Origin of the sequence: Geodermatophilus nigrescens (assembly GCF_900129495.1) — a bacterium.
Lineage (GTDB): Bacteria > Actinomycetota > Actinomycetes > Mycobacteriales > Geodermatophilaceae > Geodermatophilus > Geodermatophilus nigrescens.
Genome location: NZ_FQVX01000003.1, coordinates 687,440 through 706,330 on the forward strand (window position 1 = coordinate 687,440; position 18,891 = coordinate 706,330).

Genomic DNA, 18,891 nt, shown 5'->3' on the forward strand with positions numbered 1-18,891 from the left:
GGCCGCCTCAGGCGGGCCGGCCCAGCTCGCGGATGCCCTCGATCCGGACGCCGAGCGTAGCGGTGACCCGTTCGGCCTCCGCCCGGCCGCGCAGGGCGGCCGGGTCGGGGTGCCGCACGAGCACGAGCGAGGCCCCGGCGGCCAGCGGCGCGAGCAGCCAGGCGACGGGCCCGGCCTCCTCCGCGGTCCGCTCGTCGACCAGCACCCGGTCCCCGGCCGCGAGGCCCAGCCGCCCGGCGAGCTCCTCCGCGGCCCCGGCCAGCGCGCCGAGGGACAGCTGCAGGCCGCCGGCGGACAGTCCGGGGGAGGCCGGGTCGGGCTGCTGGTACGGGGTGAAGACGTCGCCGTGCCCACGCACCTCGAGCGCGAAGTCGCGGGCCGGGCCCGCGTACCCGGTCATGCCCATCCCGAGCGGGTGCAGCGACAGGCCCATCAGGTCGGGGAGGTCCTGCTCCTCCAGTGGCGCGAGCCGGTCGTGCGCGGCGAGGACGACGTCGGCGGCGTCGAGGCGGCCGTCGTCCTCCGCAGCGGTGTCGAGCACCGCGGCGCCGCAGCTCCACACTCCGAGCAGCACCGCGGCGGTCTGCCAGTGCACCGGCAGGGCGACGGCGACCGTGCTGCCCGGGCCGACGTCGAACTCGTCCTGCAGCAGGTTCGCGGTCTTCGCCACCCAGTTCGCGAGCGTCGTGGCCGACAGCTCGACGCGCTCGCCGGTGGCGTCGTCGTAGGCGGTGACGAGGGGGGCGGAGGGGTCGCGGCGCAGCGCCGCGGCGAGCAGCCCGGCGGGGTCCGTGGGACGAGTGGGAGGCACGGGGACAGGGTGGCACCGGACCGGACCGGTTCGCCCCGGGGCCGTCCGCGCGCGGATACAGTCGGCTCCCGGAACGCCCCACGAGCACCGGTCGGGCCCGCCTCCCGACGGGAGCGCCTTCGGTGCCGCGGGCCCGGCCGGTCAGGCCGCCCGCGTCGGACGAGAAGGCCGAGACCCCATGAACGCAGACACCGGCTCCCGCGCCGCCGTCCTCGACCGCGAGACCCCGCCGGTGCCCGACCGGACCCCCGGCGAGGCCCGCGCGCCGCGCGGCTCGCGCGCCGGCACCTGGGTGCTCGCCCTCGCCGCCTACCTCGTCGCGCAGGGCCTGCAGCTGCTGCTGGTCCGCCACTGGGCGCCCCGCTTCTTCTGGTTCGACGACTCGCAGGCGCAGTTCGGCCCCATGACCTGGTGGCTGGGCCAGAACCTCGAGGGCGGCCGGCCGCCGCTCATGGACCCCGACCTCGGGATGGGCGGCAACGTCGTCGCCGACATGCAGTACGGCGCGCTGGACCCGCTGCACTGGCTGGTGCAGGCGGTCGTGGGCCGCTCGGGCGACTTCCTGGCGATCTCCTGGGCCTACGGCGCCGGGATGATCCTGGTGCTCGGCGCCGGCGCGGTCGTCGTCCTGCTGCAGTACGGCGTGCGGCCCGCGCTGGCCGTGGCCGGCGCCGTCGGCATCGGCTCCAGCGGCTTCCTCGTCTGGTACGGCAGCTCCTGGTGGCCGCTGCTGTGGGCCACCGCGTGCCTGCCGTGGCTGTGGGCCGGCCTGCGCAGCCGCTCGGCCGTGGGCGTGCTCGGCACCGGCCTCGCCACCTGGGCGCTGCTCACCTCGGGCAACCCCTATGCCTTCCCGTTCGCGGGCCTGGTCATCGTCGGCCAGCTCGTCGAGTACCGCCGCGAGTACGGCTCCTGGAAGGCGGCGCTGATCAACGCCCGCGCGCTGTCGCGGGTCGCGGCCGCCGTCGGCGGGCTCGTCGTCGCGCTGCCCACCTTCGTCTCCACCCTGCAGCTGTCGGAGGTCATGGGCCGCCAGGGCGCCGACCCGCTCATCGGCAACGCCGGCTTCGGCGTGCCCAACCTCGCCGACGTGCTGCTCGGCGGCACCACGCTGCTCGGCCAGACCAACGCCTGGACCGGCACCATCGGCCTGGTCCCGGCCATGGCCACGATGCTGGTGGCCCTGCCCGCCGCCGCGCTGGTCGACTGGCGCGCCGCCTGGCACCGGCCCGGCGTGCTGACCGCCGGCCTGGTGTGGGCCGCCGCCGTCGTCGCCACCCAGCTGCCCACCACGGTGTCGGTCTTCCGCTACCCGGTGCGCTACCTCGTCTACGTCGAGGTCTTCCTGCCGCTGCTGGTGCTCATCGCGCTGGCCGCCGCCCCCGTGCTCACCCGCCGGCGGATCGCGCTGGCCGGCGGGATCGCCGCCGCCCAGGCCGCCCTCGCCTTCTCCCGCGCCCCCGTGCTGGTCAAGTGGCACGCGCTGGCCTTCGTCGTCGCGCTCGTGGCGCTCGCCGCGCTGGTCGTCGTGCTGCGCGGCTCCACCGCCGCCACCACCTCCGCCGCCACCGCCGGCCGTTCCACCGAGGGCCGGGCCGGCGCCCGTCCGGCGGTGCCCGCCCTCGCCGGCGTCGTCCTGGTCCTCGCCGTCGCCTGCGGCTTCCCGCTGGGCGAGCAGATGATGGTCACCGTCCAGGAGCGCGACGACGTCATCAAGGGCAACCCCGACAGCAACGGCGCCCCGCTGCGGGCGCTGGACCCGGGCCGCGACGTGGGCACCACGGTCGCCGACTTCCGCGCCGCCTCCGTCGCGCCCGACGAGCAGCTCACCGTCGTCACCTGGCGCTTCGACGGCGACCGCGGCTGGTCCGACGGTGTCGTGAACGGCAGCGGCAACGTCATCGCCGGCCTGCGCCCGGGCTACGCCTCGCTGGCCGTCTGGCAGGCCGCGCTCAACGACCACTGGTGCCGCTCGGTCTGGGGCGCCACCTGCTCGGAGCCGGCGGAGCTGCTCGCCCCGGCCGGCGACACCGGGCTGACCTGGCTGGACCTCATGTCCTCCGACGTCGTGCTCCTGTCGGCCGAGGCGCCGCAGGAGGTCGTCGACCACTTCGCGCAGGGCGGCTGGCGCCAGGTCGCGGCCAACGAGACGTGGCTGCGCTACCAGCGCGCCGACGGGCTCCCGGGCCGCGTCACCGCGGTCACCGGCGACGTCGCCGTCTCGGAGGAGGGCTGGACCTCCACCCTCGCCCGCGTCGACGCCCCGATGGACACCTACGTCGTCTCCACCGGTGACGCGGGCGGCACGCTGGCCACCCGGATCCCGTACTACCCGGGCATGACGGCGACCCTCGACGGCGAGGAGCTCCCGGTGACCACGGTCGAGGGCGCCGCGCTCGCCGTGGACCTGCCCGCCGGCATCGACGGCGGCCGCCTCGAGCTGGCCTACGCCCCAGCCGGTGCCGGCGCGGTCGTGCCCGCCGCCCTCGCCGGGTCGGCGCTGATCGTGCTGGCGGCCGCCGGTGCCGTCGTCGCCGGCCGCCGGGGGGCCCGCCGGTGAGCGGCGGCCGCGTGCGGCACCTGCTCCGGCAGGTCCTCCGCTTCCTCCTCGGCTCGTGCCTGGGCCTCGCCGTCGACCTGGGCGTCTTCGCCCTCGGCGTGCGGCTGGGCGCCTCGCCCGGCGTCGCCAACGTGGTCAGCGCCGCCTGCGCGGTGGTCGTCGTCTACCTGTTCGTGACGAAGTACGCCTTCGCCGCCGAGCGCTCGCGCACCACCTTCGCGCTGTTCGTCGGGTGGTACGCGACCTCGATCGTCGTCTTCTCCGTGCTCATCGAGCTCCTGCACGACGTCACGGGGTGGGACGCCTTTGTCTGTAAGTTGGTGTCGCTGCCGCCGTCGTTCGCGGCCAACTTCGTCGCCAGCAAGCTGCTGTTCCGCGGCCGCCCGGCGCCGCAGCCCGAGCGGGAGCCGGCGCGCGACGGGGCGGGGGCCTGAGGTGGCAGCACGACCGGGCACCGGGACCGACGCACTGGGGGGACCGAACGGCATGACGCGTCCAGGCGGGTCGGTGCAGGCCCTGCTCTTCGACCTCGACGGCACCCTCGTCGACACGCGCGAGGCCAACTACGCGGCCTACCGCGACGCGTTCGCGGAGTCCGGCCACGAGCTGACGCCCGAGCAGTTCGCCGGCACCTGGGGCCGCGACTCGCGCGACTTCATCCCGGACCTGCTGCCGGGCATCGACCCCAGCGGCGTCGACACGATCCGCGCGGCCAAGAGCCGGCTCTACGCCGAGGTCCTGCACGAGACCTCGGCCAACGACGCGCTCATCGCCTTCCTGCGGCTGGTCGCCCCGACCCACCGCACCGCGCTGGTGAGCACCGCCAAGTCCGGCAACGGCCGGCAGATCCTCGACACCCACGGGCTGACGCCGCTGTTCGACGTCGTCGTGTGGGGTGACGAGGTGACCCGCAGCAAGCCCGACCCGGAGGGCTACCTCAGGGCGCTGGAGCTGCTCGGCGCCGACGCGTCGGCGAGCCTGGCGTTCGAGGACTCCGAGACCGGGCGCCAGGCGGCCCTCGCGGCGGGGCTGATGGTCCTCAAGGTGCCGCACTTCTGATGGCTCTCCGCTACTCGCGCGGCCGGCTCGCGCTCATCGTCGTCGCGCTGCTCTCGCTCGCCGGCTTCGTCGTCCTCACCTGGGGCTCGCTCACCGACCTGGCCGACCGGCTGGTCTCCGGCCTGTCCGGCGGCGGCTGGGCGCTGCTGGGCCTGGCCGCCGCGGTGCAGCTGGGCGGGCACGTGCTGCGCGCCGCGCGCACCAAGGTGCCGATCGACAACGTGCGGCGGGGCAGCCTCGCCGGGCAGTTCCGGCACCTGTCGATCGGCTACCTGTTCAACCTCGTCTGGCCGCTGCGCGTGGGCGAGGTCGTCCGCTCCTACCTGGTCGCGAAGACGCTGCGGATCAGCTGGCTGTACACGCTGATGGCCGTCGTCCTCGAGCGGCTCATCGACGTCGTCCTCGTCTCGGTGGCGTTCCTGCTGGTGATCGCGCTGTTCGGCGGCCCGATCGCCGGCATCGTGCCGTTCGCCGCCGTCGCCGCGCTGGTCGTCTCGCTGGTGCTCATCGGCTCGTTCGCCGCGCTCGTGCGCGAGAACGCCACCCTCATGCGGCTGGCCTGGCGGATGACGGCGTGGCTCAACACCGACCTGGAGAACCGGGCCCGGTTCAAGCTGTGGTCGGTCATCTTCGGCTTCCAGCGGTTCCTGCGGCAGCGCCGCCAGCTCGCCCGCTACGGCGTGCTGACGCTGGCCTCGTGGGCCTGCTACGTCGCCGCCGCCGCGGTCACCGTCGCCGTCGTCTTCCCGGCGCTGTCGAGCCGCGACGCCGTCATCACCACCGCGGCGCCCGCCGGCGTGGTGAGCCCCAGCATCGGCAACGGCGCCCCCGGCTCCTACGCCGACGGGATCCGCGACTTCGTCACCGGCAGCACCGGCCTGTCCGGCTCCGAGGTGCTCCTGTTCGCCGCCGCCTCCTGGGCGGTCGTGAACGTGCCGGTGATCGTCGTCGCCGTCGTCTCGCTGTTCGTCAACTGGGCGCGGCGCACCAGCGACCCGCTGGCCGGCGCCGAGCTCGCCCCGGCCGACCGGTACGTGAACAAGCTCGGCCGCGACCAGGACATCTCCGGGTCGATGACGCACTTCCTCGACGCCTACTTCCAGCGCCAGCACCTGAGCACGGTCATGCACCGGCTGGAGGTGAAGGGCAACGTCAGCCTGGTCCGCTTCTTCAAGGGCGGGTCGAACGCGGTGACGCTGCTGGCCACCAACGGCTCGGGCGAGCTGTTCGTGAAGAAGATGGTGCCCACCGAGTACGCGCACCGGCTCAAGAACCAGCACGACTGGCTGGCCGAGCGCGCCGACCACGACCAGCTGGTCACCGTGCTGCGCGAGGAGCACGCCGAGGACCACTACTCGATCGACCTCGAGTACCGGCCCAGCAGCGTGCCCCTGCACGAGTACGTGCACGAGAACCCGCTGGCCGAGGGCGCGGCCAAGCTCGCCGAGGTCTGGGACTACATGTACTCGCGGGTCTACCGGCTCGGTGGGCTCGAGGCGCGGCCGGAGCTGCGCGACGACTACGTCACCGAGCGGTTCGTGCTGCGCGTGCGCGCCGCCGCGGAGTCGCACCCGGCGCTGGCCGAGGCGCTCAAGGGCGACCGGATCGTCGTCAACGGCACCGAGCTGGACAACTTCGACCGGATCCTCGCCCGCATCCAGGCCAACCCGGCCGCGTGGGAGGACCTGGCCACCTTCCGGGCGTCGTCGCACATCCACGGCGACCTGACGGTCGACAACATCCTCGTCGACCTGCCCACCGACCGGGTGCTGGTCATCGACCCCTCCGACGACAACCAGATCCGCGGCCCGGTCATCGACTTCGCCCGGCACATGCAGTCGCTGCTGTACGGCTACGAGTTCCTCAACGACGACGAGGACCCGGTCGTCCTCGGCGCCGCCGCCGACGGCACCCCGGAGATCACCTACCGCGACGCGCGGTCGGCCCGGTACGCCGAGCTCGCCGACTTCGTCTCCACCGAGGTCATGCCGCGGCGGCTGTCGCAGGCCGAGCAGCGCGCGGTGCTGTTCCACGTCGGGCTCTTCTACGGCCGGATGCTCACCCACCGGGTGGCGATCAACCCCGGCACGGTGCTCAAGTACTACGGCGTCTGCATCCAGGCGCTGAACCGCTTCCTGGAGCAGTACGAGCTGCCCGTGGCTGCCCAGGACGACGACGTCTTCGGCGATGCGCCGAGGGACGGGGAGGTCCTCGCACGGTGAGTCCGGAGTCGCAGAAGGTCGTTGTCGCCATCCCGGCGTACAACTGCGCCCCCCAGATCGGCCGGGTGCTCGACGAGATCACCGACGAGGTGGCCGCCCGGGTCGAGGAGATCTGGGTGATCGACAACCGCAGCACCGACGACACCCTCGAGCGGGCGGTCGAGTACCGGCGCTCGGGCCGGCTGCCGCAGCTGCGGGTGTTCCGCAACCGGCAGAACAACAGCCTCGGCGGCACCCACAAGGTCGCCTTCGAGCACGCCCGGGCCGCCGGGATGACCCACGTGGTGATCCTGCACGGCGACAACCAGGCGAGGAGCGACGAGGTCACGCTGCTGCTCGACCACGCCGCCGCCCACCCGGAGACCCAGACGGTGCTCGGCTCGCGGTTCAGCCGGCACTCGACGCTGCACGGTTACGACGCCAAGCGGGTCTGGGGCAACCGGGTGCTCAACGGCGTCTACAGCGCCGTGGCGCTGCGCTCGCTGCAGGACCTGGGCTCGGGGCTGAATCTATTCGCGCTGCGCGACCTCGACCCGGCGCGTTACCTGCGTTTCGCGAACCACCTGACGTTCAACTACGAGCTCATCCTCGACCTGGTGGCCCGCAAGGTGCGCTTCGCGTACGTGCCGATCACCTGGCGCGAGGAGGACCAGGTGTCGAACGCGCGCAACTGGAACATCTTCCGGACGGCGCTGCGCAACCTGGCGCTGTGGCGGCTGGGCCGGCCGACGTCGGAGCCGGCGCCGGACCGCGACTACGAGTGGGACGAGGTCTCCTGATGACCACGCTGCAGGTGCTCATGCCGATGGGCGGGCTCGGCACGCGGTTCCGCAAGGTCGGGATCACCACGCCCAAGCCGCTCATCGAGGTCGACGGCGGCCCGATGTTCCAGCGGGCGCTGCGCTCGTTCGACCCGTGGACCGGGGACCAGACGGTCACCGTCGTCGTCCGGTCCGACGACGACGCCGAGCACGGGCTGGCCGAGAAGGTCCTCGCCGCCCAGCCCGACGCGCGGATCGTCATGCTCGACCACGACACCCGCGGCGCCGTCGAGACCTGCCTGGTGGCCCGCGACGCGCTCGACCCCGACCAGCCGCTGGTCATCATCGACTGCGACATCGCCTTCGACAGCGCCGAGTACTTCCGGGTGCTCGCCGACGCCGTCGAGCAGCAGAGCCTCGACGGGCTGCTGCTGTCGTTCTCGTCGGTCCTGCCGCGCTACAGCTTCGCCGAGGTCGGCCCCGACGGGCTCGTCGTCCGCACCGCGGAGAAGCAGGCGATCAGCTCCGACGCCCTCATGGGCGTCTACTCGTTCACCTCGGCGCGGGTGTTCCTCGAGGCCGCCGACCGGCTCATGGCCCGGCAGATCGACGCCGCCATGCCGGAGTACTACGTCTCGCTGGTGTTCAACGAGCTCATCTCGTCGGGCCGGCGCGTGGGCCTCGTGCGCGGCGACTTCTACTGCTTCGGCACGCCCGAGGAGCTGAAGGCGTACCAGGAGACCGGCCTGCCGGTCTGAGCTCCCGCACGACCCGACGCGGAGGCCCGGTGGCGACCAGCCACCGGGCCTCCGCGCGTCCAGGGCCTTGCCCGCGGGAGCGTGTCCGGGCCGGGCCGACGACGTTCCCGCGGGAACGCCTCCGGCCGGGTGACACGGATGCCGGCGGACACAGCGCAGCGCCCCCGGGCCCGGGTGGGCACGGGGGCGCTGTCGCGTCGGCGCGGTCAGACCCGCTGGGCGATGACCTGCCCCAGCGTCCGGGAGAACGTGGCCGTGAGGTGCGAGCCGTCGAAGTAGACGATCACCCCGCCGATCAGCTCGTGGCAGGTCTGCTCGTCGCAGAAGACGTCGGTCAGGTCGAGCACCGAGATGCGGTCGTCGCCGAGCTCCTCGACGGCCTGCACGATCCGGTCGGGGGAGAGCCGGACGTCGCGCGGGCCGGCGCACGGGTCGTCGGTCCCGCTGACCCGGGCGATGCAGTCCGGCGCGCTCGCCTCGAGGTTGACCAGTTCCGGGCCGGGGTGGAAGCCGTTGGTCGTCGGCACCGCGCGGATGACGGTCACGTCCTTGCCGGCGTCGGCCAGCCGCTGCAGCGACCCGGCGACCAGGTCGGCCGGGATCTCCGCGTGCAGCGCGCCCGACTCGTCCTCGTAGCGGTAGACGTCGGAGCGGTAGCTGGTGAACACCCGGCTGATCGAGGGGTCGTCGGCGATCTGCTGGATCGCCGCCTCACCCCACTCGCCGCACGCCGGGCGCTCCTCGGCGGGCTGGCCGACGGCGGGCAGCTGCGAGCTCGCCAGCGCCGGGCAGCCGGCCTTCATGTAGGTGACCACCGCCCAGTCCTTGCGCTCGGCGACGGTCTCCATCGCCTCGTAGAGGCTGGCGGTGTGCGAGTCGCCGAGCAGGGCGACCGTCTCGACGGGGTCCGCGCTGCCGAAGCGGCAGGTGACGACGTCGGTCTCGGCCAGCACCGACAGACACGAGAAGCCCTGCGGCAGGTCGCTCTTGGCGAAGATCGGGTTGGCAGCGTCGCCCTCGTAGGCGTACGGGTCGCCGCAGCCGTTGGCCGGGTCGGTGGCGCCGGCGCCGAAGCACGGGTCGCCGCCCGCGGCGTAGGCGGCTGCGGCCGCCCGCGCCTTGTCCACCTCCGACTGCACGTAGAACCAGCCGCCCGCGGCGCACCCGACGACCAGCACGGTCGCCACCAGGGTGGCCAGGAAGGTGGTGCCGTTGCCGCGGCGGGCGAGCGGCGTGCCGGTGCGCACCGGGTCCTCGACCCAGACCTTGGTGGCCCACCCCAGCACGACGGTGGCGGCCAGGACGGCGAGCTTCGCCGTCGTGCCCATCTCGTGGCCCAGGGCGAAGGGCAGGATCACGACCAGCGGCCAGTGCCACAGGTAGGCGGAGTACGAGACGTCGCCGAGGAAGCGCACCGGGCCGAAGTCGGCCAGCGTGGTGGGGCTCCAGTCCCAGCGCGGGGCGCCGGCCCAGATGACGGCGACGGTGCCCAGCACCGGCACGAGGGCGGCGGTGCCGGGGAACGGCGTGAGGGCGGTGAAGGCGAAGGCGGAGTACGCGATGGCGCCGAAGCCGGCCCAGGAGACCAGCGTCCGCAGCTTCTCCCGGCCCTCCGGCGGGGTGGCGGCCACGAGGGCCAGCAGGCCGCCCAGGCCGAACTCCCAGGCGCGGGCGGGGGTGGTGAAGTACGCGTCGGGCGGGCTGCTGACCGTCGTCGCCAGCGAGTACAGGAACGAGCCGACGGTCAGCGCGCCGAACAGCACGCCGACGGCGAGGCGGCGGTGCACCCCGGCCCGCACGGCGACCCACGCGGCGGCCACGACCAGCAGCGGCCAGACGAGGTAGAACTGCTCCTCGGTCGACAGCGACCAGTAGTGCTGCGCCGGCGAGGCGGCGTTGGTGTGCGCCAGGTAGTCGACGGCGTCGCCCGCGAGCAGCCAGTTCTCGACGTAGAGCGCCGAGGCGCCGACCTCGCGCAGCCAGCCCTGCCAGTAGGTCTGCGGCACCCACACGACGGTGGCGACGGCGCTGGCGACGAGCACGAGCAGCGACGCCGGGAGCAGCCGGCGGGCGCGGCGGGCCCAGAACTGCGCCAGCCTCACCCGCCCGGTCCGCTCGACCTCGCGCAGCAGGTGCGCGGTGATGAGGAAGCCGGAGACGACGAAGAAGACGTCGACGCCGACGTAGCCGCCGGGGACCCGCAGCGGGACCACGTGGTAGAGGACGACCAGCGACATCGCCAGCGCCCGCAGGGCCTGGATCTCGATCCGGACGCCGGACTCCTTCCGCGGCGCCGCCGGCGGGGGAGGGGTGTCGCCGTCGCGGGGCGGGACCACCGGCGGCACGGGGGCCATGCGCACGGTGCTCGTGGACAGGGCCGGCTCCGGCACCCCCGCCGTCGTCGGATCCATCGTCCCCAGTCGACCAGACACGCTGCTCACTCCTGCATCCGGTGCGGCGGCCCACGCCTGCACCCGTTCGGTCCAGGTCGGCGGCGACACCGGCGACCGACGGACCGAATGTAACGAAACGGGTACTGAGAGGAACCGGTCCGACGCGCCCGTCGGCGACACTCCAGGGGTGTCCCGCACCCCTCGTCACACCCGTCCCACGACGGCGGCCGCGATGATCACGGCGGCCGCCCTGTCCCTCGCAGGATGCACGTCGGCGGGCGGCGGCGACACCCCTCCGGCCGCGCCGGCCGACGCGGTCCGGCTGGCCGCGGTCGGCGACTCGATCACCCAGGCCGACGGCGACGTGCCCGCGGGCGTCCTGGGCCGGGGGTCCTGGCTGTCGACGGCGGCCACCGACGGCGTGGTGTTCGCCGGCGGCTGGGCCCGCCCCGGCGCCACGACGGCCGACATGCTGGCCGCCGTCGGCCCGGTGGACGCCGACGTGCTCGTGGTGCTCGCCGGCACCAACGACCCGGGGGCGGGGCTCTCGGAGGCCGAGACGGCCGAGAACGTCCGCGGCATCGTCGAGGCGGTCGGCGTCGAGCGGGTCGTGCTGTCGGCGGTGCCCCCGCGCGACGAGGCGCCCGCCGTCGCCGTGGCCACGAACGCGGTGCTGCAGGCGCTCGCGGAGGAGGAGGGCTGGACGTTCGCCGACTCCGCGGCCGGCGTCCGGTCGGGGGACCGCTTCGCCCCGGGCATGGCCACCGACGGCCTGCACCCCTCCGAGGAGGGCGCGGCGGTCATCGGGACGGCCCTGCGGGAGGCCGTCCTGGAGGCCGCGGACGGCTGATCCCCGGACGGGTGAGCGCCCCGCGTGACCGGTCGGGGGCTCAGCGTGAACGCCTACGCTCGGGACACATGGGTGCGGGACAGGTGGGGACGACCCGGGCGGCGCTCGCCCGGGGTGAGGTGGCCGTCCTCGGCGCCACCCGGCGGGTGCTCGGCCACACACCGGCGGTGCCGCTGGCCCGGGGGCTGTCGCTGTTCGGCGAGCACGCCGCCGGCTGGCTGCTGCTCGGCGCCGCCGGCTGGCTGCGCGGCCGCGACCGCCGCGACTGGGCGACGGCGACGCTCGGCGTGCTGCTCGCCCACGGCGCCGCCGTCGGCGTCAAGCGGGCCGCCCGCCGGTCCCGCCCGGTGCTCGAGGCGGTGCCCTCGCTGGTGCGCACCCCCAGCACGCTGTCGTTCCCGAGCGCGCACGCCGCCTCGACCGCCGCGGCGGCCGCCGGCTTCGGCCCGCTCGTCGGGCGGCCGGTGATGACCGCCGCCCTCGGCGCGATGGCGGTGTCCCGCGTGCTGCTCGGTGTGCACTGGCCCACCGACGTCGTCGCCGGCGCCGTTCTGGGTACGGCGGTGGCCTCCGGCGTCCGTCGCGCCGCGATCCCAGGGGAGGACCGATGACCAGCGGACCCGAGGCCCGGCGGGCCGAGCGCGAGGCCGAGGTGCCGGCGCCCCGCGGCGCCACCGCCGACGCCGCCCTCCCGCCGCCCGGCGAGCTCCCGCCCCGCCCGCCCGGCGCCCGTGGGTCGCTGGCGGTCGGCCTGGTCCGGGCGGTCCGCCCGCGGCAGTGGGTCAAGAACGTGCTGGTCCTCGCCGCGCCGGCCGCGGCCGGGCGGCTGTTCGAGCAGGACGTCGCCCGGGCCACGCTGCTCGCGCTCGTCCTGTTCTGCGCGGTGTCGGCCGGCATCTACCTGGTCAACGACGTCGTCGACGTCGAGGAGGACCGCCGGCACCCGAAGAAGCGCTTCCGGCCGATCGCCGCCGGCATCGTCCCGCGGGGCCTGGCGCTCGGGCTGGCGATCGTGCTGTTCGCCGGCGCGCTGGTGCTCGGCTCGCTGTTCGCGCGCCCGGCCCTGGGCTGGGTGCTCGGCGTCTACGTCGTCATCCAGCTCGGCTACTGCCTGTGGCTCAAGCACCAGCCGGTCATCGACCTGGCGATCGTGGCCTCGGGCTTCCTGCTGCGCACGGTCGCCGGCGGTGTCGCCGCGGGCATCGCCATCTCGCAGTGGTTCCTGCTCGTGGCCGCGTTCGGGTCGCTGTTCATGGTCGCCGGCAAGCGGTACTCCGAGCTGGTCGTCCTCGGCGAGGAGGCCGCCACCCGCAAGTCGTTGCGCGAGTACTCGGCCAGCTACCTGCGCTTCGTGTGGAGCATGTCGGCCGGCGTCACGGTCACCGTCTACAGCCTGTGGGCCTTCGAGATCGGCCGCACCCAGGACGGCATCCCCTGGTCGACCATCTCGATCGCGCCCTTCGTCCTCGGTCTGCTGCGGCACGCGGTGGACCTCGACCGCGGCGCCGCCGGCGCGCCGGAGGAGGTCGTCCTGAACGACAAGGTCCTGCTGCTCATCGGCACCGTGTGGGTGGCCACCCTCGGCCTGGGGGTGTTCCTGTGACCGCCACGCTGCCCGCGCGCGAGGAGCAGCTGACCGGCTGGGGGCGCACGGCCCCCACCCGGGCCAGCGTCACCCCGGTCCGCTCGGTCGACGACGTCGCCGCGGTGGTCGGTGGCTCCGGCCCGCGCGGCGTGCTCGCCCGCGGCCTGGCCCGCAGCTACGGCGACGCCGCGCAGAACGCCGGCGGCGCCGTCCTCGACCTCACCGGCCTCGACCGCGTGCTCGCCGCCGACCTGGTCACCGGCGAGCTCGACGTCGAGGCCGGCGCCTCCCTCGACCGGCTCATGCAGCTGTTCGTGCCGCTGGGCTGGTTCGTCCCGGTCACCGCCGGCACCCGCTACGTGACCGTCGGCGGGGCGATCGCCGCCGACATCCACGGCAAGAACCACCACCGCGTCGGCAGCTTCGGCGCGCACGTCGCCTGGCTGGACCTGGTCACCGCCGACGGGCAGGAGCGGCGGATCGGCCCGGACACCGACCCGGACCTGTTCTGGGCCACGGTCGGCGGCATGGGCCTGACCGGCGTCATCGTCCGGGCCCGGGTGCGGATGAAGCCGATCGAGACCGCCCGCTGCGTGGTCGACACCGACCGCACGCCCGACCTCGACTCCCTGCTCGACCTGCTCACCACCACCGACCACCACTACGACTACTCGGTGGCCTGGATCGACTGCGTGGCCCGCGGCCGGCGGATGGGCCGCTCGGTGCTCACCCGTGGCCGGTTCGCCCGCCGCGACGAGCTGCCGGCCCGTGCGCAGCGCGACCCGCTGCGCTACCGCGGCGACGTGCTGCTCTCGGTGCCGCCGGTGATCCCGGGCGGCCTGCTCAACCGGCTGACGGTCTCGGCGTTCAACGAGCTCTGGTACCGCAAGGCGCCGCAGCGCAAGCGGGACCAGCTGCAGACCATCCCCACCTTCTTCCACCCGCTCGACGGCGTGGGGGAGTGGAACCGCGTCTACGGCCCCGGCGGGTTCGTGCAGTACCAGTTCCTCGTGCCCTTCGGGCAGGAGGACGCCCTGCGCGCCGCGCTCGAGCGGATCTCCGGCTCGGGCACGGCGTCGTTCCTCGCCGTCCTCAAGCGCTTCGGCGAGGGCGACCCCGGCTTCCTGTCCTTCCCGGCGCCCGGCTGGACGCTGGCGCTGGACATCCCGGTCGTCCCCGGCCTCGCCCGGCTGCTCGACGACCTCGACGAGCTCGTGGTCGCCGCCGGCGGGCGGATCTACCTGGCCAAGGACGCCCGCGTCCGGCCGGAGGTCTTCGCCGGCATGTACCCCGACCTCGACCGCTTCCGCGCCGTCCGCGCGCGGGTCGACCCCGACGGGGTCTTCACGTCCGACCTGGCCAGGAGGCTGTCCCTGTGATCGACGCGCTCGGTTCCGTCGGCTCCCTCCTGCTGGTGGGCGGCACGTCCGACATCGCCGTGGCCACCGCCCGCCGCTACCTGCAGGAGCGGCCGCTGCGGGTGGTCCTCGCCGCTCGGGACAGCCCCCGGCGCGCCGCCGTCGCCGAGGAGCTCACCGGCCTCGGCGCCACCGTCGAGGTGCTGACCTTCGAGGCCGAGCACCTCGACGACCCCGCGGGCCTGGTGGCCGCCGCGGCCGCGGGCGGGGACGTCGACGTCGCCGTCGTCGCGGTCGGCCAGCTCGGCGACCAGGAGGCGCTGGCCGACGACCCGGTGGCCGCGGCCCGCCTGGCCCGGGTCAACTACGAGGCGCCGGTCGCCGTCGGCACCGCGCTGGCCGCGCACATGCGCCGGCAGGGGCACGGCGTGATCGTCGCGCTGTCCTCCGTCGCGGGGGAGCGGGCCCGGCGCTCCAACTACGTCTACGGCTCGACGAAGGCCGGCATGGACGCCTTCTTCTCCGGCCTCGGCGACGCCCTGCACGGCAGCGGGGTCTCGGTGCTCGTCGTCCGGCCCGGCTTCGTCCGCTCGAGGATGACCGAGGGCCTGCCCGAGGCGCCGCTGGCCACCACGCCCGAGGCCGTGGCCGAGGCGATCGTCGACGGCGTGCGCTCCGGGCGGCACACCGTCTGGGTGCCCGGCGCCTTCCGCGTGGTCATGAGCGGCCTGCGCCACCTGCCGCGCCCGCTCTTCCGCCGCCTGTCCATCTGAGGCGCGGGACGACCGAGGGCCCCTCTCCCGCGCGGGAGAGGGGCCCTCGGCCGTCGGGGACCTAGTTGATGCAGGTGGTGTCGGCGGCGGTGCGGGGCACCTCGGTGGGCGTCGCGGTCGACGGCGCCGGCGGCGTCGTCGCCTGCCCGATCCCGTTGAAGTCGGTGCCCAGGACCAGCTGCACCGTGCCGGTGGACGCGTCGTCGGCGACCTCGGTGGTGGCGCCGGGGATCTGCGCGGCCAGGGTGGTGGCCAGCGCCTCGTCGCCCGCGGCGTGGCGGATGACCGTCGTGTCGTAGTCGCTGGAGTCGGCGTTGCCGGTCGAGCTGACGACGAAGCCGGCGGTCTCCAGCGCGGAGGCGGCCTCGGCGGCCAGGCCGGGGGTGCCGGAGCCGTTGTAGACCTGCACCGTCACCTGCGCCGGCGCGACAGTGACCGGCGCCGCGGGGGCCTCGGCCGCGGGTGCCTCGGGCTCGGCGGACAGGTCGGCGAAGAACGCGTGCAGCTCGTCCTCGTCGGGCAGCTGCAGGATGGAGCGGCCCTGCTCGTCGCGGTCGTCGCCGACGATCGGCACGGTCTGGAAGTCGATGCTGTCGGCGGTCACCGACTGCATCTGCTGGGCCAGGTCGAGCAGCACCAGGTCGCGGTCGATGGTCAGCGACTGCGACGCGGCCTCGACCAGCTGGCGCTGCTTGCCGAGGTCGAGCAGAACGTCGTCGGACAGCATCTTGCGCAGCACGCCGCCGATGAAGACCTGCTGGCGGACGATGCGGTCGAGGTCGCCGCGGGGCAGGCCGTGCCGCTGGCGGACGAACTCGAGGGCGTCCGCGCCGGCGATGACCTGCTCGCCCGCGGGGAACACCGCGCCGGAGTACTCGGAGTCGTCGACGGCCTCGCAGAGGTTGACGGTCACGCCGCCGACCACGCTGGTCAGGTTGAAGAAGCCGAGCAGGTCGACCTCGGCGTAGTGGTCGATCTGCAGGCCGGTCAGCTGGCTGATGGTCTGCACGAGCAGCTGGGCGCCGCCGGCCTGGCGGTCGGCCTCGGGCGCGGCGTCGTCGACCTCGCTGTAGCCGTAGGCGTAGGCGGCGTTGAGCTTGTCCATGCCGTAGCCCGGGATCTCCACGTAGGAGTCGCGCGGGAAGGAGACGAACGAGGCGCGCGACCCGTCGGCCGGGATGTGCACCAGGATCATCGTGTCGGTGTTGATGCCGGAGTCGGCGCCGGCGGTGAGCTCGGCGAGCTGCTCGGGCGTCAGGGCGGCGCGGCTGTCGTTGCCGACCAGCAGCAGGTTCATCGCCTCGGGGGCGTCCCCGGCCTCGGTGTTGCCGGCCGACGGGATGGCGTCGGTGCGGTTCACCGTCGCCTCGGCGACGCGGCCGAGGTACCAGCCCCAGCCGCTCGCGCCGAGCAGGACGACGGACAGGACGGCGGCCACCCCGCGGGCGACGGCCGCGGCGCGGCCGTTGCGGCGGCTCGGGGCGCGCGGGGCGTCGGGGCCGCGCTCGTCCCGGGCGGCGCGGGGCGCGGCGTCCGCGGCGTCCCGGGTGCGGGGACGGGACGGGCGGCCGGCGCGCGGGTCGAGGCGCGCCGGGAGCGGCCGGCCCGGGGACGCGTCCTGCTCGTTGCGGTCTCGGCTCACGCGACCGAGGTTAGGTGCGGCCGGTGCGGCCGGGCGGCGAGCGACACGGGGGAACGCTCCGTCTCGCCGTCGCCCGCGCCCGTCTGGCACCGGCCGCCCGTCTGGTCGCGCACGACCCCATCCGCCACGGACGTCACACGCCGGGATGATGCCCCCGGTGTCGCCCGACAGGAGGATGTCGCCCATGCGCGTGCTCGTCACCGGTGGAGCCGGGTTCATCGGCTCCCACTACGTCCGGACCATGCTCACCGGCGGCTACGCCGGGTACGAGGACGCCGAGGTCACCGTCTTCGACAAGCTGACCTACGCGGGCAACCCCGCGAACCTGGCGCCGGTGGCCGACTCGCCGCGCTACCGGTTCGTCCAGGGCGACATCTGCCGTGCCGCCGACCTCGACGCCGCCCTGCCCGGGCACGACGTCGTCGTGAACTTCGCCGCCGAGTCGCACGTCGACCGGTCCATCAGCGGCGGGGCGGCCGACTTCGTGCTCACCAACGTGCTCGGCGCCCAGGAGGTGTTCGCGGCCTCGCTGCGCCACGGCGTCCGCCGGGTCGTGCACGTCTCGACCGACGAGGTCTACGGCTCGATCGACGAGGGGTCCTGGACCGAGGAGTCGCTCCTCGAGCCGAACTCGCCGTACTCGGCGGCCAAGGCCGGCGGGGACCTCATCGCCCGCGCCTACGCGCGGACCTACGGCCTCGACGTCTCGGTGACCCGCTGCAGCAACAACTACGGGCCCTACCACTTCCCCGAGAAGGTCATCCCGCTGTTCGTCACCAACCTGCTCGACGGGCAGCGGGTGCCGCTCTACGGCGAGGGCGCGAACGTGCGCGACTGGCTGTTCGTCGACGACCACTGCCGCGGCATCCAGTTGGTCCTCGAGAAGGGCCGGCCCGGCGAGTACTACAACATCGGCGGCGGGCGGGAGCTGTCCAACCGCGAGCTCACCGAGAAGCTGCTCGAGGCCACGGGGCGCGACTGGAGCTCCGTCGAGCACATCGTCGACCCGCGCGGCGGCGGCCACGACCTGCGCTACTCGGTCGACTACTCGAAGACGGCGGAGCTCGGCTACGCGCCGCGGATGTCCTTCGAGGAGGGGCTCGCCCTGACCGTGCAGTGGTACCGCGACAACCGCGCCTGGTGGGAGCCGCTCAAGGCGGCGGCCTGGCGGGCCGGGGCGTGAGCGCGCCGACCGCCTGGCTCGTCACCGGCGCGCACGGGCAGCTCGGCCGGGAGCTGACCGCCCTCCTGGGCGCCCGGCCCGGCGACGAGCTCACCGCCCTCGGCCGCGACCGGCTCGACCTCACCGACGAGGACGGCGTGCGCGCCACCGTGCGGGGCTGGCTGGCGGGCGCCCGCGCGGCCGGCCGCCGGCCGGTGCTGCTCAACGCCGCCGCCTACACCGCCGTCGACGCCGCCGAGACCGACGAGGACACCGCGCTCGTCGTCAACGGGCACGCGCCGGGCTGGCTGGCGGAGGAGCTGGCCGGCGCGGGGCGGCTGGTGCACCTGTCCACCGACTACGTCTTCGACGGGTCGGCCACCGAGCCCTACCCGGTCGATGCGCCCCTGGCCCCGCGCTCGGCGTACGGGCGGACGAAGGCGGCGGGGGAGCGGGCGGTCGCCGCGGCCGGCGGCGAGGCCACCGTGGTGCGCACCGCCTGGGTCTACAGCCGGCACTCCGCGAGCTTCGTGCGGACCATGGCCGGCCGCGCCGAGGCCGGGGCGGAGGTGTCGGTCGTCGACGACCAGGTCGGCTCGCCCACGTGGGCGGCAGGCCTCGCGGCGGGGCTGGTCGCGCTGGGGGAGCGGGACGAGCCGGCGCCGCCGGTGCTGCACCGCACCGACGCGGGCGCGGTCAGCTGGTTCGGCCTCGCCCGCGCCGTCTACGAGGAGCTCGGCGCCGACCCGGCCCTCGTCGCGCCGACGACGACCGCGGCCTTCCCGCGCCCGGCGCCCCGGCCGGCGTGGTCGGTGCTCGACGGCGGCCCCTGGCTGGCCGCCGGGCTACCGGAGCCGCTGCCGTGGCGGGAGGCGCTGCACCGGGCGCTGGCCGTGCCGGCGGGGGTCTGACCCCCGGGGGAGGGGTGGGTCCGCTGTGACCCCCGGTGACGGGACG

The 18,891-nt window shown here is 74.7% G+C and carries 16 protein-coding genes; 13 read left to right on the forward strand and 3 right to left on the reverse strand.

All coding sequences use genetic code 11. The features are described from left to right. Positions 1-7: 7 nt before the first annotated feature. Entirely contained in the window at positions 8-811 is an 804-nt protein-coding gene (locus BUE37_RS16990) for a TIGR03089 family protein (protein WP_073421525.1), read from the reverse strand. Positions 812-989: 178 nt separating this feature from the next. On the opposite strand from BUE37_RS16990, the gene BUE37_RS23970 reads away from it, so the two are divergent. From BUE37_RS23970 to BUE37_RS17020, 6 genes are read left to right on the forward strand one after another with little or no spacing between them, the layout of a single operon-like run. Then, positions 990-3,371, forward strand: a complete 2,382-nt coding sequence (locus BUE37_RS23970) for a hypothetical protein (protein WP_073421526.1) — start codon at positions 990-992, stop codon at positions 3,369-3,371. Next, the gene (locus BUE37_RS17000) at positions 3,368-3,805 is read left to right on the forward strand and encodes a GtrA family protein (RefSeq protein WP_073421527.1); all 438 of its coding nucleotides are present in this window, start codon (positions 3,368-3,370) and stop codon (positions 3,803-3,805) included. Before BUE37_RS23970 ends, BUE37_RS17000 begins: the two co-directional genes overlap by 4 nt. 52 nt (positions 3,806-3,857) lie before the next feature. Continuing rightward, positions 3,858-4,430 (forward strand): HAD family hydrolase, encoded by a 573-nt coding sequence (locus tag BUE37_RS17005; protein WP_083628799.1) that lies wholly within the window; start codon positions 3,858-3,860, stop codon positions 4,428-4,430. Next, positions 4,430-6,652, forward strand: coding sequence for a lysylphosphatidylglycerol synthase transmembrane domain-containing protein (locus BUE37_RS17010; protein WP_073421529.1), 2,223 nt, complete (start codon positions 4,430-4,432; stop codon positions 6,650-6,652). Before BUE37_RS17005 ends, BUE37_RS17010 begins: the two co-directional genes overlap by 1 nt. Then, positions 6,649-7,431, forward strand: a complete 783-nt coding sequence (locus BUE37_RS17015) for a glycosyltransferase family 2 protein (protein WP_073421530.1) — start codon at positions 6,649-6,651, stop codon at positions 7,429-7,431. The genes BUE37_RS17010 and BUE37_RS17015 overlap by 4 nt, the downstream gene beginning before the upstream one ends. Then, on the forward strand, positions 7,431-8,171 hold the full coding sequence (locus BUE37_RS17020) for a glycosyltransferase family 2 protein (RefSeq protein WP_073421531.1): 741 nt from the start codon (positions 7,431-7,433) through the stop codon (positions 8,169-8,171). The genes BUE37_RS17015 and BUE37_RS17020 overlap by 1 nt, the downstream gene beginning before the upstream one ends. Positions 8,172-8,377: 206 nt before the next feature. Here BUE37_RS17020 and BUE37_RS17025 read toward each other — a convergent pair whose 3' ends face one another. Continuing rightward, positions 8,378-10,582: an acyltransferase family protein gene (locus BUE37_RS17025; RefSeq protein ID WP_083628801.1), complete on the reverse strand. Its 2,205-nt coding sequence runs from the start codon at positions 10,580-10,582 to the stop codon at positions 8,378-8,380. A gap of 169 nt (positions 10,583-10,751) precedes the next feature. Between BUE37_RS17025 and BUE37_RS17030 the strand changes: the two genes are divergently transcribed. From BUE37_RS17030 to dprE2, 5 genes are all read left to right on the forward strand, one after another. Continuing rightward, positions 10,752-11,414 carry an SGNH/GDSL hydrolase family protein gene (locus BUE37_RS17030; protein ID WP_175562908.1) on the forward strand — a complete coding sequence of 221 codons (663 nt, stop codon included), beginning with the start codon at positions 10,752-10,754 and terminating at the stop codon, positions 11,412-11,414. 68 nt (positions 11,415-11,482) lie between these two features. Beyond that, positions 11,483-12,025, forward strand: a complete 543-nt coding sequence (locus tag BUE37_RS17035; RefSeq protein ID WP_073421533.1) for a phosphatase PAP2 family protein — start codon at positions 11,483-11,485, stop codon at positions 12,023-12,025. Next, a complete protein-coding gene (locus BUE37_RS17040) occupies positions 12,022-13,017 on the forward strand; it encodes a decaprenyl-phosphate phosphoribosyltransferase (protein WP_083628804.1) in 996 nt (331 codons plus the stop codon). The genes BUE37_RS17035 and BUE37_RS17040 overlap by 4 nt, the downstream gene beginning before the upstream one ends. Beyond that, entirely contained in the window at positions 13,014-14,378 is a 1,365-nt protein-coding gene (gene dprE1, locus BUE37_RS17045; RefSeq protein WP_073421534.1) for a decaprenylphosphoryl-beta-D-ribose oxidase, read from the forward strand. The genes BUE37_RS17040 and dprE1 overlap by 4 nt, the downstream gene beginning before the upstream one ends. Further along, positions 14,375-15,130, forward strand: coding sequence for a decaprenylphospho-beta-D-erythro-pentofuranosid-2-ulose 2-reductase (gene dprE2, locus BUE37_RS17050; protein WP_073421535.1), 756 nt, complete (start codon positions 14,375-14,377; stop codon positions 15,128-15,130). The genes dprE1 and dprE2 overlap by 4 nt, the downstream gene beginning before the upstream one ends. A gap of 61 nt (positions 15,131-15,191) precedes the next feature. Here dprE2 and BUE37_RS17055 read toward each other — a convergent pair whose 3' ends face one another. Further along, positions 15,192-16,772, reverse strand: coding sequence for an LCP family protein (locus BUE37_RS17055; RefSeq protein WP_073421536.1), 1,581 nt, complete (start codon positions 16,770-16,772; stop codon positions 15,192-15,194). 184 nt (positions 16,773-16,956) lie between these two features. On the opposite strand from BUE37_RS17055, the gene rfbB reads away from it, so the two are divergent. Beyond that, positions 16,957-17,955: a dTDP-glucose 4,6-dehydratase gene (rfbB, locus tag BUE37_RS17060; RefSeq protein WP_073421537.1), complete on the forward strand. Its 999-nt coding sequence runs from the start codon at positions 16,957-16,959 to the stop codon at positions 17,953-17,955. Further along, positions 17,952-18,845, forward strand: a complete 894-nt coding sequence (gene rfbD / locus BUE37_RS17065) for a dTDP-4-dehydrorhamnose reductase (protein ID WP_073421971.1) — start codon at positions 17,952-17,954, stop codon at positions 18,843-18,845. Before rfbB ends, rfbD begins: the two co-directional genes overlap by 4 nt. The last annotated feature ends 46 nt before the right edge of the window (positions 18,846-18,891 follow it).